Source organism: Polaribacter sp., from assembly GCF_039939415.1.
Taxonomy (GTDB): Bacteria; Bacteroidota; Bacteroidia; order Flavobacteriales; family Flavobacteriaceae; genus Polaribacter.
The window spans coordinates 15477-32032 of record NZ_JBDVJE010000052.1; the positions used below are offsets into that span (position 1 = coordinate 15477).

A 16556-nucleotide genomic window follows, 5' to 3' on the forward strand; every position below is an offset into this window, starting at 1 on the left:
GTAACTTAATCAGATGTTACTTCTCTAAAAAGGGTCTCTAAATTCTTGTTTTCTGTATTTAAACCAAGAATTTTTAGACCGTTTTCTTGTGCAAAATCAAAAATTATTGGTCTCATATCTTTATCACTTTCAAAAGTAATATACCAAGTATTGTCATAGTTATTCTTGTATGAAACTATGTTTGGTAATCTATTAATAAACTGCTCTTCTATCTTATAATCAAAAGTAACAATTATTGTTTGTTGGTTATTTTCTTTCAATTCAGAAAGCTTTTTATCTACCAATAATTCTCCTTTTTTAATAATGATTACTCGATCACAAACAGCCTCAACTTCTTGCATAATATGAGTAGAAAAAAGCACTGTTTTATCTTTACCTAATTCTTTAATCAACTCTCTAATTTCTACTAATTGATTTGGGTCTAAACCAGTTGTTGGTTCATCTAAAATTAAAACGGAAGGATTGTGTAAAATTGCTGCAGCTAAACCTACTCTTTGTTGATATCCTTTAGATAATTGATTGATTTTTTTGTGCGCTTCAACAGTTAAACCAACTTTTTCTATACAAGTTTCTATTTGATTTTTATCAATTTTAAAAATTGATGCTTGAAACTGCAAATACTCTCTAACATACATATCTGCATATAAAGGATTGTGTTCTGGTAAGTATCCTATGGTTTTTTGCGCTTCAATTGGATTTTGTAAAACATCAATTTTATCAACTAAAACATCACCTTCATTAGGTTTTATAAAACCTGTTAGAATTTTCATCATAGTTGATTTTCCTGCGCCATTTGGACCTAAAAAACCTATAATTTGTCCTTTTTCTGCAGAAAAAGACACCTCATTTAATGCTTTTTGAGTATTATATAATTTAGAAACTGATGTAACTTTAATAGACATAGAACAAAAATAGTTTGTTTTAAATTGATAACGAATTTCTACCTAATTTAGTTTAAGATTTAAAAGTGTTTAATCTTATTTTTCTAACATTTTTCATTCTTTTCCAAGCAATTTTATGCCTTTTTTTATAAAAATACAAACATCCTAAGTCTAATCCGAAGTAAAAAAAACTTATTCCACTTGGTGGATTTGCACTTGGTAAAAAAGAAAGATTATTCCATGCAGTTGTTGGCCACCACCAACACTCGTAACTTGTGCCAATAATTTCTAAATATACTACTGCTAAAAACATTGTTAGATAAAACATTCTTTCTCTTGGTTTTTTCATTAATATTAACAAGGTTAAAATTGCTAAAACAAAACCAAAAACATCATTTTTAAAAAATAAAAAATAAGAAGAATATAAAATAATAATGGATGTAAATATTTTTTCTAATAGTTTGGTGTTATTCTTTACATAAGAGGTTTTTGTAAAGTACAAAACACCTGCATAAACCAAAGCATGTCCCATAGGAATGTAATGTGGTATGTTTTCTAATCTGTATGTATACATACCCATACCCAAAGAAAAAGCATACTCTCCTGCAATTGCAATAAGCACTGCATAAACCATTTGTTCTCTTATTCTTTTATTTACTTTAAAGAGTGTAATGCCAAAAATAATTACCATGATTAAGTTTGCCAACCACTGTAAATCTTGATAATTATCTACTACATAAACACTATCAATAAAAAGGCCTATGAAAATATATAAAAATAGAATTCCTAATGTTTTTAAAAATGCGGGAAAAAATATTTTTGTTGTAGAAACACTCATAAATTAAGAAAAGTTGCTTTTTTTTTTACAAATATATTGTTTAAAAATGATAATTATTTGAGAATAAAAAAACCTTTCAATAAAATGAAAGGTTTTTAATATTTAATAGGTATTCTTTATTAAAGTTGATAAATCATTCTTAAAGTTAAGAACCTTGGTTGTATATAATAATCTACAGTATTTACAGAAAAGCTACCAATGCTGGCATTACTTTGAGTTCTAGTATCTAAAATATTTGTTGCTTTTATTTGGTATTCCCATTTGCTATCTTTATTAGTTCTATATATTAAAGAAGCATCCCAAAAATCGAAACTATTTAAAGTATCTGTTCCATCTGATAGACTAGAATATTCATATTCTGTTCTAAATGTTAACTTTTCCCAAATATAGGCATCAAACTGAATTGATGGTGTATTTGTGTACCTTTTTGTATTTCTTTCTCCTAAATCACTGTCTTGTAATCTAAAAGTGTAATTTAAAGTTACGTTTGGTGCTTTTGTAAAGTTTGTTCCAAAACTAGATTTATAAGTTTGTGTAAAACTTTCGTTGTTAGAAACAATGTTGTTTAATTCTTGTGAATATTTACTAAAAGATAAATTTGCATTTACAGATGCTCTATATTTTCTATATGTTTTTTGAAAACGACCACTAAAAGTTAAAGACTCATTAGCAAATTGAGAGTTTTCTGGAGAACGAACACTTACTACACTTCCTGGGCTAAATTGAGCATTTGTAGTAACTTGATCCATTCTTTTATTATAATTAATAAATGCAAAAACATTGGTATAATTAAACATATTAAAACTAAAATAACGAAGATTTACGTTATGAGAAAGTGCATTTTCTAAATATGGATTACCTGAAAAAATTGAATTATAATTATTTAAAACTAGTCCTTTTGCAAACTGATTTACATCTGTAAATTGAGTTTGCATTTTGTAAGTAAAAGAAATATTTTCACTTTGTTTTAAACTAATTCTCATATTAAAATCTGGCAATAATCTAAAGAAATTATCTGTAGTATTTTCTCCAAACTGATCATTCTTTACATTATAAAGATGTGCTGTAAAACCTGGGGTAATTGTAAATTTTCCTGTTTTAAACTGATAATGAGTACCTAAATATAAATCTGTAAACCTATAATCTATATCATTAGAATCTAAGCCACTATTTATTGTTGGTGTAGCATCATATACGGTTTCATTATCTAAACGCTGAAAGATATCTGATTCAAAATTTTGTTTACTATAAATAGTACCAAAAGTTAAGTTGATATTACTTTTATCATTTAATACATTCCAATAATCTAGTTTTGCATCTATTTGATTTGTTTTTACTCTTTTTCCTTGATTAATATCATATCCTGTTTGTAAATCATCTAAACCTAAAGCGTCTCCTGTATCTGAATAACTAACTTTATCTTCTAAAATAGCATTATATAAAGGATCTTCATCTTGTATTAAAGATTGTGCAGAAATCGCAAAGATATTTTTCTCATTTAAAGTATAATAATAGTTTAGGTTTTGACTAACACTAAAAGGTGTTGCTTTTTCTGTTTGTTGAATAACCCCTAAATTAGAAGAGAAAAAATCTTGATCTTTAGCATCATTAGAAGTTCTTGCATAAACATCATACTCTAATTGATTATTTAAATTAGGCTTATAATTAGCACTAAGTTTAAATAAACTTGTTTTGGTGTCTTGTATTGTATTATCTGTTGTAGTTTCATCTGGTATACCTAAACTTGGATCAGTGTATAAAACAGAACTATTTTGCAATGTTTCTACCTTGCTACTACTAAAAATTGCAAATCCACTTAAATCTAAAGTAGGTTTTGGCGAATAACTAAAATTTGTTGCTAATAATTTAGAATCTATAGAATTTGCTCTATTATTTTGAAGCGTTAAAAAACCGATATCATTATTTCCTAAACTGATATTAGTTCCACTATTTGCACTTGGGTTTCTAAAACCTCCAGAAAAATTTCTTGCATCACTTCTATTAAAAACAACCTCTCCAATATTATTTAAGTCTCCAATTACATTTATACTATATTTAGGACTGTAATAAAATAACTTTGGCTGAACAACATATAAAGATTCTCTTTCAGAATTTCCTCCACCAACAGTAATATCTCCAAACCAAAAATTCTTTTTTCCTTTCTTTAATTTTATATTTAAAGCAATATTATCTTCATTGTTTTGTACACCTCTCAATTGACTTACTTCTCCATAATTTTTTAAAACTTCTACTTTATCAATAGCATTTGCAGGTATATTTTTGGTTGCAAGCTTTGTATCTCCATCAAAAAAATCTTTACCATCTACCATTAGTTTTCCAACCGTTTTTCCTTCTACCTCAATTTCTCCATCATCATTTACTTCCATTCCAGGAATTTTCTTCAAAACATCTTCTAATTTTCTTTCAGAACCATTTTTAAAAGAATCTGCATTATAAATAATTGTATCTCCTTTTATGGTTACAGGCATTTTAGACACAATGTTAATTCCGTCTAAAGCATTATCAAAATCTAAGGTTACATTCTTTACAATATCTTCAGACTTAGTTTCTACTTCAAAATCTGCAGATTTCATACCTACATAACTAATCTTAATATTAAAAACTCCGTTTTTATCTAAGTCTAATTTATATCTTCCTTTTGAATCTGTAAAACCATATGAAGCCATTTTTTTTGTTGTTTTATTAATAGCTAAAACATTGGCCATTTCTAATACATCTCCTATACTGTCTTTAACAACACCTGTAAGTTTTACTTGTGCATTAGAAATAATTGTAACCATAAAAATGGTTAGTAATAGTATTTTTTTCATAAATGTAATTTATTATTTTGCTTTTATAATAGCTCTAGTTACGTCTACCTCCACCACCATTTCTTCCTCTACCTTGAAATCTTTCTCTCATTTCTTCCATCTTCTTAGTAATAGTTTCTGTGTATTTTTCTCTTGTTATTTTTTTACCTTTTGTTGGTTGTTTAATTTCTTCTTTCTCAGAAGGATTGATTACAATTTCTGTACATAGTATAGTTGTTCTGCCAGAATTTACTTCTAATATTAAACCTGGTAACCCCCAATATTCTGCAGGACCATTACTAACAGGTATTTGTGGTGTATACCAAGCTGTAATTTCTATTTGTTTTGGTTTTTTATCTTTTTCTGTTTCTTGCTCTTTTTTATTATTATTGTCTCTTCTTCCTCTAAAGTTTGAAAAATCTAATGGATTTACATCTTTCATTAATGTAGCTTTAAAACAAGTATAGTTCCCTATTTGCTTTGTTTCGCTACCTAATTCCCATTTTGGTTGCTCCATTGTATCTGAAATCAAAAACTTTTTACCAAAAAACTCAGTAGCTTCTAAAGCTACTTTATCTTTTGTGTTTTTATACTTTGTACCACCACTAGAAAAGCCACCAAACCTTGGACCTCTTCCTGTAGAAACTGAAGGTGCTGCCAATTTTGCATCTTCTTTATAAATAGATGATGTTTTATTAAAGTCTAGAATAAATGTTTTCTCTAACTGAGATTTCATTCTTTCCATAAATTGTTTTTTTTGAGCTTCAGATATTTGTCTTCCTCCTCTATTTCCAAAGTTTGTCATGTCTATAGTAGTTTTAGACATATAGGTTGCTTTTCCTTGAAAATCTTTTTGGCCAAAAGTTGTAATAGTTATTAAAGCTAATACTAGTGTAAATAATGATTTCATATTGTTTTCTTAAGTTTTTCTATCAATTGTAATTATTAATTACATTAAGACTTAAAACTAAAACAAAGGTTTAATCTAAAATCGTAAAAAAATAGTTAAATTTATTTCTACTATTATCCACCTATATTTATTTCAATCCCTTTACCATCTTTACTTCTAAAACGCTCTAACATTTCTTTTTCTTTCTGCGCACTTATCTCATTGTACTTAACCTGATTTACAATCTTACCTTTTTTGGGTTCTTCAATCTTATTTTTTTCTGAAGGATTAATTACAATTTCTGTACAAACCATTGTTGTTGTTCCGTCATTTATTTCTAAAATTAAACCAGGCAAACCATAAAAAGTACTTGGACCGTTACTAACTGGTATTTGTGGTGTGTACCAAGCAGTGGTATTAATTGTTACTTTTTTCTTTACATTTTCTAATTTTCCATCAATAAGTTCTATCTTGTTTTTATCTATTTCTTTAGAAAAAGTGGCTTTATAACAAGTATAATTACCAATATTTTTTGTTTCTGATGATAGCTGCCAATCATAATTTTGTAAAGAATCTTTTATTAAAAAAGCTTTTCCCATAATTGATGTTTTATTCGCAAATCTTTTTTCTTTAATATTTTTGTAATAAACACTATTTCCTCCAGAGCCAGTATGTATCATTATACCTCCACTTGCTTTTGGTTGAGGTGCATTCAATTTTGCTTCTTGTTTATAGGTTGATGTAGATTTATCAAACTCTAAAACAAATGTCTTTTGATTCATTTTACGCATTCTTTCTTCAATCTGTTTCTTCATTTTATCATTCATTGTAGACTTTCCTCCAAAGCTAATGCTAGACTTTCTGTTTGTTTTATAAATTGCTTTCCCGGTAAACTCTTGTGCATTTACTAAAACAATAAAAAATAAGGCAATTGTAGTTATAATTATTTTCATTCTAAATTTTTTAATTTTATTAGACAAAGATGTAAAACCTTTTTATTTTTTAAAGTTAACGAGTGTTAACGAATGTTAACCAACTGATTTTATAATTTTTACTGATTATCTTTGATGCATGAATACCAAAAAGTACAAGTGGATTTTTTACTTAATAACTGCAACAATTATAAGTACAATTGCGGTTCAGTTCTATTGGAATTATAAAAACTACAAAGAAAACAAGCAACTCCTTGCCAATGAAATTCAATTAAGTTTAGACAATGCTATAGAAGAGTATTTTTCAACTTTGGCAAAAAATGATTTTCTAACCATTATAAAGTCTAACAATAACGACAAAGATGTAAAAGATTCTGTTGACAATTCTTTTAATGCAATAATTAGAAAATTAAATAGTGGTACTGACACTAAAGACCAAGCAAAATTTACCATTAATAGTATTCAAATTTCTTCTGATGAAGATTTTTCTAAAAAAAAGATAGATTCTATAATATTAAACACAAAAGAACTGATAACTAACTTTAATGATAAACAAGATTCTATTATATATAATTTAAAAAGCAAAAAAATAATAGGAGATTTTAACAAACAAGATTCCATTAAATTAACAGAATTTAATACTGGTAAAACTGAATCATTTACCCAATTTATAGATAATGAAAACGGAGTTCATTTTGATGAAAATGGCAAAAAATCTTCTGTAAAATACTACAAAGGAAAAGCTGCTGCAGATAGTTTAAAACTAATTACTAATCTAAAACCAATTTTTATTTCTTTTTTAGACCAATCTTTAGATTACTATAAAATTGATTCTTTAATAGAAAATCAATTAAGCACAAAAGGCATCAACTTAAAAACAAGCTTTTATCATTTAAAAAAAGATACTATTTTTAAAAGAACAAAAGATACTATTTTAGTTGATGAAAATTTTTCTGTAAACTCAAAATCTACTTATTTAAAAGACAATCAAGCATATAAATTATATTACAGCAACCCAAGTTACGAAGCTTTAAAAAGAAGTTTTGGAGGTATTTTTCTATCGTTAATTTTATCTCTTTTAATTATTTCTTGCTTGTTCTATTTGTTAAAAACAATTAATCAACAAAAAGAATTAGCTGCCATAAAAAACGATTTAATTAGCAACATTACACACGAATTTAAAACACCAATTGCCACAGTTTCTACAGCCATAGAAGCTATAGAAAATTTTAATGTTTTAGATGATAAAGAAAAAACAAAAAAATACCTTTCTATGTCATCAATTCAGTTAAAAAAATTACATCAAATGGTAGAAAAATTGCTAGAAACCGCAACTTTAGATAGCGAACAATTACTATTAAAAAAAGAAACTATTGATGTGGTAGAAATGACAGAGAAATTAGTGCATAAACATCAATTACTAGCCAACAAAAAAACGCTTAACTTTTCATCGAACTTACAACCTATTTATTTAAATGTAGATGTTTTTCATTTTGAAAATGTAATTTCTAATCTTATAGATAATGCTGTAAAATATGGTGGAAACACAATAGACATCAATATAAATTCAATTTTAAACTCAACAGAAATAACAATTGCTGATGATGGAAATGGCATTGAAAAAAATCAGCAAGAAAAGATTTTTGATAAATTCTACAGAGTTCCAAAAGGAAATACTCACGATGTAAAAGGTTTTGGAATTGGTTTGTATTATTCTAAAAAAATCATAGAAAAACATACTGGGAGTATTTTTCTTTCTTCGGATAAAAACCAAACCATTTTTAAAATAACCATACCCAATGTCTAAAATAAAAGTACTTTTAGCAGAAGATGAAGCTAGTTTAGGAATGATTGTAAAAGAAAGTTTAGAGACTAGAAATTTTACAGTCTATTTAGCTAAAAATGGTGAAGAAGCTTTTGAAATATATCAAACAGAAAATCCAGATATTTTAGTTTTAGATGTAATGATGCCTTTAAAAGATGGTTTTACATTGGCAAAAGAAATAAGAGAAGATAATAAACATATTCCTATTATTTTTTTAACAGCAAAATCTCAAACTGCAGATGTTTTAGAGGGTTTTAATCATGGTGGAAATGATTATTTAAAAAAACCTTTTTCTATGGAAGAATTAATTATTAGAATTAAATCTCTAGTAAATAGATTTGAATTGAACCCTAATTTTAATGCGATTAAAATTGGTAATTTTTCTTTTAATTACACAAAACAAACTCTTCAATATTCAACAGAAACACTACAACTAACACATAGAGAAGCACAATTACTGTTTTATTTACATGAAAAGAAAAACCAGGTATTAGACAGAACTTATATCTTAAATAAATTATGGGGAAATGATGATTTTTTTAATGCAAGAAGTATGGATGTCTTTATAAGTAAACTTAGAAAAAAATTAAAACAAGATTCTAATATTCAAATTATAAATGTAAGAGGTTTTGGATATAAATTAATCTGCTAACCCATTTCTATCTATTATTTTTACTATTTTAGCAACCCTTTTTAATCTTATTAGAATTTAAAATATGCACGTTGCAATTGCAGGAAACATTGGCGCAGGTAAAACTACGCTAACCAAACTTTTAGCCAAACATTATAAATGGAAACCTCATTTTGAGTCTGTTGATGAAAATCCTTATTTAGATGATTTTTATACAGAAATGGAACGTTGGTCTTTTAATTTACAAGTTTATTTTTTAAACAGTAGATTTCGTCAAATTTTAGAATTAAGAGAATCTGGCAATAAAATAATACAAGACAGAACGATTTATGAAGATGCTCATATTTTTGCACCAAATTTACATGCAATGGGATTGATGACTAATAGAGATTTTAGTAATTACAGTTCTTTATTTGAGTTAATGGAAAATTTAGTAAAACCACCAGATTTATTAATTTATTTACGTGCAGATATTTCTACATTAGTTGGTCAAATTCATAAACGTGGTAGAGATTACGAAAACTCTATAAGTATAGATTATTTAAGTAGATTAAATGAACGTTATGAAGCTTGGATATCTAAATACACAAAAGGAAAATTATTAATTATAGATGTAGACAACTTAGATTTTGTAGACAACCAAGAAGATTTAGGATATATAATAGATAGAATTGATGCTCAAATTAACGGGCTTTTCTAACAAAATAAAAAAGAGTATAAAATTTAAAAGAGACCGTAAATACGGTCTCTTTTTTTGTGATATAAATATCACTAATGATAGATTGTCCCCCAACTCCCTATCAAATATTTATCAAATCAATTTAATTATTTACTTGCTTAGATATTTCTTCGCGTATATAAAAATCAGATAGTGTATTAGGATATTTCATTAAAAACAAATCAGCAATATCAAACGTTTGTCTAATCATGCTAATATCTTCTAATATTTTATTTTTTACAACTTTTGGAACCTCATGGGTAGTGAGAATTTTCTTAAAGGGATTTTTCATTTTTTTTACAGATCATCATATATTTTAATCACTTTAGCCTTTGCTCTTTTAATTCTCATTTTAACTGCACTTTCACCAACTTGTAAAGCTTCCATAATTTCTTTAATTCTCATATCATCTTGATATTTCATTAATAAAATCATTTTTTCATCTGGTTCTAATAAAGTTAAAACTTTTGCTAATTTATCAGACTTTAATTCGAATAAAGTAGCATCATCAATTTCTTCAAAAGCATCATCTTTTATTTGATCTGTAACAACCGTAATTTTTTCTTTCTTCTTATAGGCATTTCTTTGAACATAATTTACACAGAAATTATACGTAAAAGAATATAACCAAGTAGAAAACTTAGAATTACCTTTAAAGGTTCTTAGTTTCACAAATAGCCTAACAAAAACATCATGTGTTAAATCTTCTGCTTCTTCTTTATTTTTAGAAAAACCATAACATTTATTAAAAACAATTTTAGAAAATCTGTCATACAATTCAGCAAATAATTTATCATTATTTGTTTCAATAATTTTAAAGACTAAATCTTCGTCCGTAAGTTTTTTTAATACAAGTGTTTTCAATTTCGGTTATATTTATGACACAAAGAAATATAATAAGTCACATTAAAAAGAAATAAAAAGATTAGTAGTCATTTTAGTTCGTTGAATGGTAAAAAACGAGCTTTAAAAAAAAATATACTTTTTTGTAACATTTACTTAAACTCTTACGTATAATAAAATGTGACATCATATTAATCCTTAAATCTATATAGATAATTAAATGAGACAACTTAAAATTACCAAGCAGGTTACCAATAGAGAAACTGCATCATTAGACAAATATTTACAAGAAATAGGTAAAGTAGACTTAATTACTGCAGATGAAGAAGTAGAATTAGCACAACTAATTAAAGCTGGAGATCAAAGAGCATTAGAAAAGTTAACAAAAGCCAATTTAAGATTTGTGGTTTCTGTAGCAAAACAATACCAAAACCAAGGATTAACTTTACCAGATTTAATTAATGAAGGTAATTTAGGTTTAATTAAAGCAGCAAAACGTTTTGATGAAACTAGAGGTTTTAAATTTATATCATATGCTGTTTGGTGGATTCGTCAATCTATATTACAAGCATTAGCAGAACAATCTAGAATTGTACGTTTACCTTTAAATAAAATTGGTTCTATTAATAAAATTAACAAAATGTACGCTTTCTTAGAACAAGAAAATGAGCGTCCTCCTTCTGCAGAAGAAATTGCTAAGAAATTAGACATGACTGTTAATGACGTAAAAGAATCTATGAAAAACTCTGGACGTCATGTATCTATGGACGCTCCTTTAATTGAAGGTGAAGATTCTAACTTATATGATGTATTAAACTCTGGAGAATCTCCAAACCCAGATAGAGTTTTACTACACGAATCTTTACGTATAGAAATAAACAGAGCTTTAGAAACACTTACTCCAAGAGAAGCAGATGTGGTAAAATTATACTTTGGTTTAGGCGAGCACCAACCAATGACATTAGAAGAAATTGGTGAAACTTTCGATTTAACTCGTGAGCGTGTTCGTCAAATTAAAGAAAAAGCAATCAGAAGATTAAAACACACTTCTAGATCTAAAATATTAATGACATACTTAGGTTAGCAATCTCAGATTGCATTAGGTATATCACTCATGCTTCATAAAAGTATGAAAAACTTAAAACTCTCAAATTTAATTTTGGGAGTTTTTTTTATTTGAAGCTATTTCCTGCTTTCACTACTCGCTTTTTTTATCCTAAAAAGGAATAAAAAAGAGCTCAAACAAACCGTTCAATCAGGGCTAAACCTATTTATATACTTTTTGCTTTACCACAAACACTCTATTTTCTATGTACCTATGTGGTCAAAATTTATTATTATATTTAAGAGATTGCTTCATACCTCACAATAACAATTTAATTACCTTTGCAACCTAAAATAACAACACAATATCTAACTAATGAGTAATTTAATTGCACCTTCAATTTTAGCAGCAGATTTTGCTAACTTACAAAGAGACATAGAAATGGTAAACAATAGTGAAGCAGATTGGTTTCATATTGATATTATGGATGGTGTTTTTGTACCAAACATTTCTTTTGGAATGCCTGTTTTAAAAGCAATTGCAAAACATGCTACAAAAACAATAGATGTACATTTAATGATTGTAAATCCAGATCAGTACATACAAACTTTTGCAGACTTGGGTGCAGATATTCTAACAGTACATTATGAAGCCTGTACTCATTTACACAGAACCATACAAGCAATAAAAGCTACAGGAATGAAAGCAGGTGTTGCGCTAAACCCACATACACCAATTGCAGTTTTAGAAGATATTATTGCAGATTTAGATGTAGTTTGTATTATGAGTGTAAACCCAGGTTTTGGCGGTCAATCTTTCATAGAAAACACCTACAAAAAAGTAGCACAATTAAAGCATTTAATAGATTTTACAAAATCTGAATGTCAAATAGAAATTGATGGAGGTGTTACAAATAAAAATGCAAATAAATTAATTGAAGCTGGAGCAAATGTATTAGTTGCAGGTAGTTATGTTTTTGGAGCAGAAAACCCAACAGAAACAATTGCAGATTTAAAAAATATTATTGCATAATTGCTATATACAGTTATAGACATAGAAACCACAGGAAATGGATATAAAGGTTCTAAAATAACCGAAATATCCATTTTTGTTTTTGATGGAAAAACTGTTATTGATGAGTTTACTACTTTAGTAAACCCAGAGCAAAACTTACCTCCTTTTATTACAAATCTTACAGGCATTACAAATGCCATGGTTAGAAATGCACCAAAGTTTTATGAAATAGCAAAAAAGGTAGAAGAAATTACAAAAGATACTATTTTTGTAGCTCATAATGTAAACTTCGATTACAATATTATTCATGAAGAATTTAAAAATTTAGGGTTCGATTTTAAACGTAAAAAATTATGCACTGTTCGTTTATCAAGAAAAATTATACCTGGTTTAAATTCTTATAGTTTAGGTAATATTTGTACTATAGAAAATATTCCTATAAATGGAAGACACAGAGCAAAAGGAGATGCAGAAGCTACCACAGAATTATTTAAAAGATTGATAGAAAGAGATGATAATTTTACAATCAATTCTTTTTTAAATCCAAAATCTAGACAAGCTACATTACCACCACTTTTAGATAAAAAAGTAGTTGACAATTTACCTGAAACTTTTGGTGTTTACTATTTTAAAAATTTAGCAAAAGAAATTATTTATGTTGGTAAAGCCAACAATATTAAACAACGTGTAATTAGTCATTTTTACGATAAAAAGAAAAAAGAACAAACCATGTGTTTAGAAACTGCAGATATTTCTTACACAGAAACTGGTAGCGAATTATTAGCACTTTTACATGAATCTGCAGAAATAAAACATCTTTATCCTAAATTTAATAGAGCTCAAAGAAGATCTGGAGAAGCTGTTGGTTTATTTTCTTATGAAGATCAAAAAGGAATTATTCATTTAGCTTGGAATCGATTAAAATTGATTTCTAATCCGTTAATAAAATTCTATTCGGTTGCAGAAACTAGAAGCTATTTAGAAATCATTTGTAAAGAGTTTCAACTTTGCCCAAAATATTGTCATTTACAAACCAATGTTTCTAGTTGTTTTCATTATCAAATTAAAGAATGTAAAGGTGTTTGTTGTGATAAAGAATCTATAGAAGATTATAATTTAAGAGTACAAAAAGCAATAAAATCAGTAGGAATTGGAGCTGAAAATTTAGTACTTAAAGAAAAAGGAAGAACAGAAAATGAAATTGGTTTTGCTTTAATTTTAGATGGGGTTTACAAAGGTTTTGGGTATGTAGATACTCATCAATCTCAACAATTAGAAAATCCAGAAGATTATCAATTTTATGTATCACCTAAAAAGGATAACAGAGATATTCAACGAATAATAAATTCATACATAAAGAAAAGAGAGGCCTAACATACCTCTCTTTTACTAACTAACCAATATAAAAACCACTATAATTTCGCGACCAGATATTTTACTAAATCCCTTGTAGTAACTATTCCTACTAACTCAGAATCTTCAACAACTGGTAAAGCGTGAAATCCTTTTTTTGTAAGCAATTCTCCAGCATCTTTTATAGATGTGTAAGGAGGTACTGCAATAATATTTTTTGCCATTACTTGTTCTATAGTAAATGTATTATATACAAAACTATCAATAGATTTTTCATCTTCACTTACATCAGAATAACTAACTCTCTGTAGATCTGTGTAACTCAACATACCTATAATTTCTTTCTCTTTAACTACAGGAATGTGCTTAATTTTTTTTTCGATAAATAATTTCTCTGCAGTCACTAAATTATCGGTAACACATAATGTAACTAAATCTGTTGCCATTATTCTTGATATAGGTTCTTCTTTTCTCATAATCTATGGCTTTAATTATAGTACAAATTTCAACATCTTTTTAGGTTAAAAAGATGATTTTTGTCATCTAATTAAAATAATACTTATTTATTTTTTTAATCTATAACTCCTAAACTTTTCCCCACTTTTTTAAAGGCTTCAATAGCCTTATCTAAATGTTCTTTTGTGTGTGAAGCCGATAATTGAACTCGAATTCTTGCTTTTTCTTTTGGCACTACAGGATAAAAGAAACCAATTACGTAAATCCCTTCTTTTAACAATGCGTTAGCCATGTCTTGAGATAATTTGGCATCATACAACATTACAGGCACAATTGCAGCATCTGCTCCCACTAAATCAAACCCAGCTGCTTCCATATTTGTTCTAAAATATTTTGTATTCTCTTCTAATTTATCACGAAGGGAGGTATCTTTTTCTAATATTTCAAATACCTTTAATGAAGCTCCTATAATGGCTGGTGCTAATGAATTTGAGAACAAATAAGGTCTAGAACGCTGACGAAGCATTTCTATAATTTCTTTTTTACCTGTAGTAAAACCTCCCATTGCTCCTCCTAAAGCTTTACCTAGAGTTCCTGTAATAATATCTACTCTACCTAAAACATTTTTTAGCTCAATAGTTCCTCTTCCTGTTTTTCCTATAAAACCAGAAGCATGGCATTCATCAACCATAACAAGTGCGTCATATTTATCTGCCAAATCACAAATTTTGTCTAATTGAGCCACAACTCCATCCATAGAAAAAACACCATCAGTAACAATAATTTTAAAACGATGATTTTGTTTATTTGCTTCTATAAGATTTGCTTCTAGAGCTTCCATATCATTATTAGCATATCTATAACGTGCGGCTTTACACAAACGTACACCATCTATAATTGATGCGTGATTTAAAGAGTCTGAAATGATAGCATCTTCCTTTGTTAAAAGCGGTTCAAAAACACCTCCGTTAGCATCAAAAGCAGCAGCATATAAAATAGTATCTTCACAATGAAAAAATGAAGCTATTTTTGCTTCTAAATCTTTATGTATATCTTGCGTTCCACAGATAAAACGAACAGAAGACATTCCAAAACCATGCGTATCCATTGTATCTTTCGCTGCTTGAATAACTTCTTTATTATCTGATAATCCTAAATAATTATTTGCACAAAAATTAATCACCTTTTCTCCTGTAGATATTTTAACTTCTACATTTTGTGATGTTGTTATAATACGTTCTTCTTTAAATAAACCATCATTTTTAATGGTTTGAATTTCTTTTTTTAAAACTTCTTTAATATTTCCGTACATACTATTTATTTTAAATGCTTAGTAAGCTATAGTGTTTATTTAATTTTTTAATCATTTCTTTAGACATTGCATCTAAATCATATGCTGGTTTCCAACCCCAATCTTGTTTTGCTTGAGAATCATCAATACTTTTTGGCCATGAATTTGCTATTTCTTGTCTAAAATCTGGCGTATACGTTATTTCAAAATCTGGACAAATACTTTTAATAGACTCATAAATTTGTTTAGGATTAAAACTCATTCCTGACAAGTTGTAAGAAGTTCTTATTTTAATATTTTCTTCTGGCGCATCCATTAACTCTAAAGTTGCCCTAATAGCATCATCCATAAATATCATTGGTAAAGTTGTAGAAGGCTCTAAAAAGCAATCAAAATCTTTATTTTTCACTGCATTATGATAAATACTTACAGCATAATCTGTTGTTCCTCCCCCTGGTAAAGATTGATAACCAATAACCCCTGGATATCTTACTGAACGGATATCTAAACCATATTTTTTATAATAATAATTTGCCCAATTCTCTCCTGCAGCTTTACTCATACCATACACCGTTAATGGCGTTAAATTTGGCGATTGAGGTGTATTTATATATTCTATTTCTTCTCCAAAAACAGCAATAGAACTAGGATAAAAAACTTTTTTTACACCATTTAATCTAGAAGCTTCAAATACGTTAAACAACGTATTCATATTCACATTCCAAGTATTTAAAGGTTCTTCCTCTCCTTTTGCTGATAAAATTGCAACTAAATGGTAAACTTGTGTTATTTTATGTCTAGAAATACAGTTATGAACAGCATCGTAATTTGTAACATTTAAGGTTTCAAAAATACCATCAAAACTATCATTTTTACTGATATCTGAAGCTATTACATTTTCTATTCCGTACTTTTTTTGCAACGCTTTGGTTAATACAACACCTAGTTGACCACTTGCTCCTGTTATTAAAATTTTCTCCATAATAAAGATATATGAGAACAAATTTAAAAATAAGCAAACCAAATCGAC

General features: G+C 27.7%; 16 protein-coding genes. 6 read left to right on the forward strand and 10 right to left on the reverse strand.

The window, feature by feature from the left end; genetic code table 11:
* Positions 1–5: 5 nt before the first annotated feature.
* The 5 genes from gldA to ABJG40_RS08545 form a co-directional block, all read right to left on the reverse strand.
* Entirely contained in the window at positions 6–902 is an 897-nt protein-coding gene (gene gldA, locus ABJG40_RS08525; RefSeq protein WP_348024165.1) for a gliding motility-associated ABC transporter ATP-binding subunit GldA, read from the reverse strand.
* Between the two features lie 52 nt (positions 903–954).
* Complete coding sequence (locus ABJG40_RS08530; RefSeq protein ID WP_348024166.1) at positions 955–1719, reverse strand: hypothetical protein; 765 nt, start codon at positions 1717–1719, stop codon at positions 955–957.
* A gap of 119 nt (positions 1720–1838) precedes the next feature.
* Positions 1839–4550 (reverse strand): TonB-dependent receptor, encoded by a 2712-nt coding sequence (locus ABJG40_RS08535; RefSeq protein ID WP_348024167.1) that lies wholly within the window; start codon positions 4548–4550, stop codon positions 1839–1841.
* A 34-nt stretch (positions 4551–4584) separates the two neighbouring features.
* The gene (locus ABJG40_RS08540; protein ID WP_348024168.1) at positions 4585–5439 is read right to left on the reverse strand and encodes a GLPGLI family protein; all 855 of its coding nucleotides are present in this window, start codon (positions 5437–5439) and stop codon (positions 4585–4587) included.
* Positions 5440–5552: 113 nt separating this feature from the next.
* Positions 5553–6371, reverse strand: a complete 819-nt coding sequence (locus ABJG40_RS08545; RefSeq protein WP_348024169.1) for a GLPGLI family protein — start codon at positions 6369–6371, stop codon at positions 5553–5555.
* 118 nt (positions 6372–6489) lie between these two features.
* On the opposite strand from ABJG40_RS08545, the gene ABJG40_RS08550 reads away from it, so the two are divergent.
* From ABJG40_RS08550 to ABJG40_RS08560, 3 genes are all read left to right on the forward strand, one after another.
* Positions 6490–8157 (forward strand): HAMP domain-containing sensor histidine kinase, encoded by a 1668-nt coding sequence (locus ABJG40_RS08550; protein ID WP_348024170.1) that lies wholly within the window; start codon positions 6490–6492, stop codon positions 8155–8157.
* Entirely contained in the window at positions 8150–8827 is a 678-nt protein-coding gene (locus tag ABJG40_RS08555) for a response regulator transcription factor (protein ID WP_348024171.1), read from the forward strand. Before ABJG40_RS08550 ends, ABJG40_RS08555 begins: the two co-directional genes overlap by 8 nt.
* A 64-nt stretch (positions 8828–8891) precedes the next feature.
* Positions 8892–9506 carry a deoxynucleoside kinase gene (locus ABJG40_RS08560; RefSeq protein WP_348024172.1) on the forward strand — a complete coding sequence of 205 codons (615 nt, stop codon included), beginning with the start codon at positions 8892–8894 and terminating at the stop codon, positions 9504–9506.
* A gap of 121 nt (positions 9507–9627) precedes the next feature.
* Here the strand turns inward: ABJG40_RS08560 and ABJG40_RS08565 are convergent, their stop codons facing one another.
* Positions 9628–9816: a hypothetical protein gene (locus ABJG40_RS08565; RefSeq protein WP_348024173.1), complete on the reverse strand. Its 189-nt coding sequence runs from the start codon at positions 9814–9816 to the stop codon at positions 9628–9630.
* 5 nt (positions 9817–9821) lie between these two features.
* The gene (locus ABJG40_RS08570; protein WP_348024174.1) at positions 9822–10388 is read right to left on the reverse strand and encodes a sigma-70 family RNA polymerase sigma factor; all 567 of its coding nucleotides are present in this window, start codon (positions 10386–10388) and stop codon (positions 9822–9824) included.
* Between the two features lie 199 nt (positions 10389–10587).
* Between ABJG40_RS08570 and ABJG40_RS08575 the strand changes: the two genes are divergently transcribed.
* From ABJG40_RS08575 to ABJG40_RS08585, 3 genes are all read left to right on the forward strand, one after another.
* Positions 10588–11451: an RNA polymerase sigma factor RpoD/SigA gene (locus ABJG40_RS08575; RefSeq protein ID WP_018942691.1), complete on the forward strand. Its 864-nt coding sequence runs from the start codon at positions 10588–10590 to the stop codon at positions 11449–11451.
* Positions 11452–11787: 336 nt separating this feature from the next.
* On the forward strand, positions 11788–12444 hold the full coding sequence (gene rpe, locus ABJG40_RS08580) for a ribulose-phosphate 3-epimerase (RefSeq protein ID WP_348024175.1): 657 nt from the start codon (positions 11788–11790) through the stop codon (positions 12442–12444).
* Positions 12445–13800 (forward strand): exonuclease domain-containing protein, encoded by a 1356-nt coding sequence (locus tag ABJG40_RS08585; protein WP_348024176.1) that lies wholly within the window; start codon positions 12445–12447, stop codon positions 13798–13800. It begins immediately after the preceding gene.
* A 38-nt stretch (positions 13801–13838) separates the two neighbouring features.
* Here ABJG40_RS08585 and ABJG40_RS08590 read toward each other — a convergent pair whose 3' ends face one another.
* The 3 genes from ABJG40_RS08590 to ABJG40_RS08600 all read right to left on the reverse strand — a co-directional run bounded on the left by ABJG40_RS08590 (position 13839) and on the right by ABJG40_RS08600 (position 16508).
* Positions 13839–14255: a CBS domain-containing protein gene (locus ABJG40_RS08590; RefSeq protein WP_348024177.1), complete on the reverse strand. Its 417-nt coding sequence runs from the start codon at positions 14253–14255 to the stop codon at positions 13839–13841.
* 95 nt (positions 14256–14350) lie between these two features.
* Positions 14351–15547, reverse strand: a complete 1197-nt coding sequence (gene kbl / locus ABJG40_RS08595; RefSeq protein ID WP_348024178.1) for a glycine C-acetyltransferase — start codon at positions 15545–15547, stop codon at positions 14351–14353.
* Positions 15548–15557: 10 nt separating this feature from the next.
* Entirely contained in the window at positions 15558–16508 is a 951-nt protein-coding gene (locus tag ABJG40_RS08600; protein WP_348024179.1) for an NAD-dependent epimerase/dehydratase family protein, read from the reverse strand.
* Between the last annotated feature and the right edge of the window lie 48 nt (positions 16509–16556).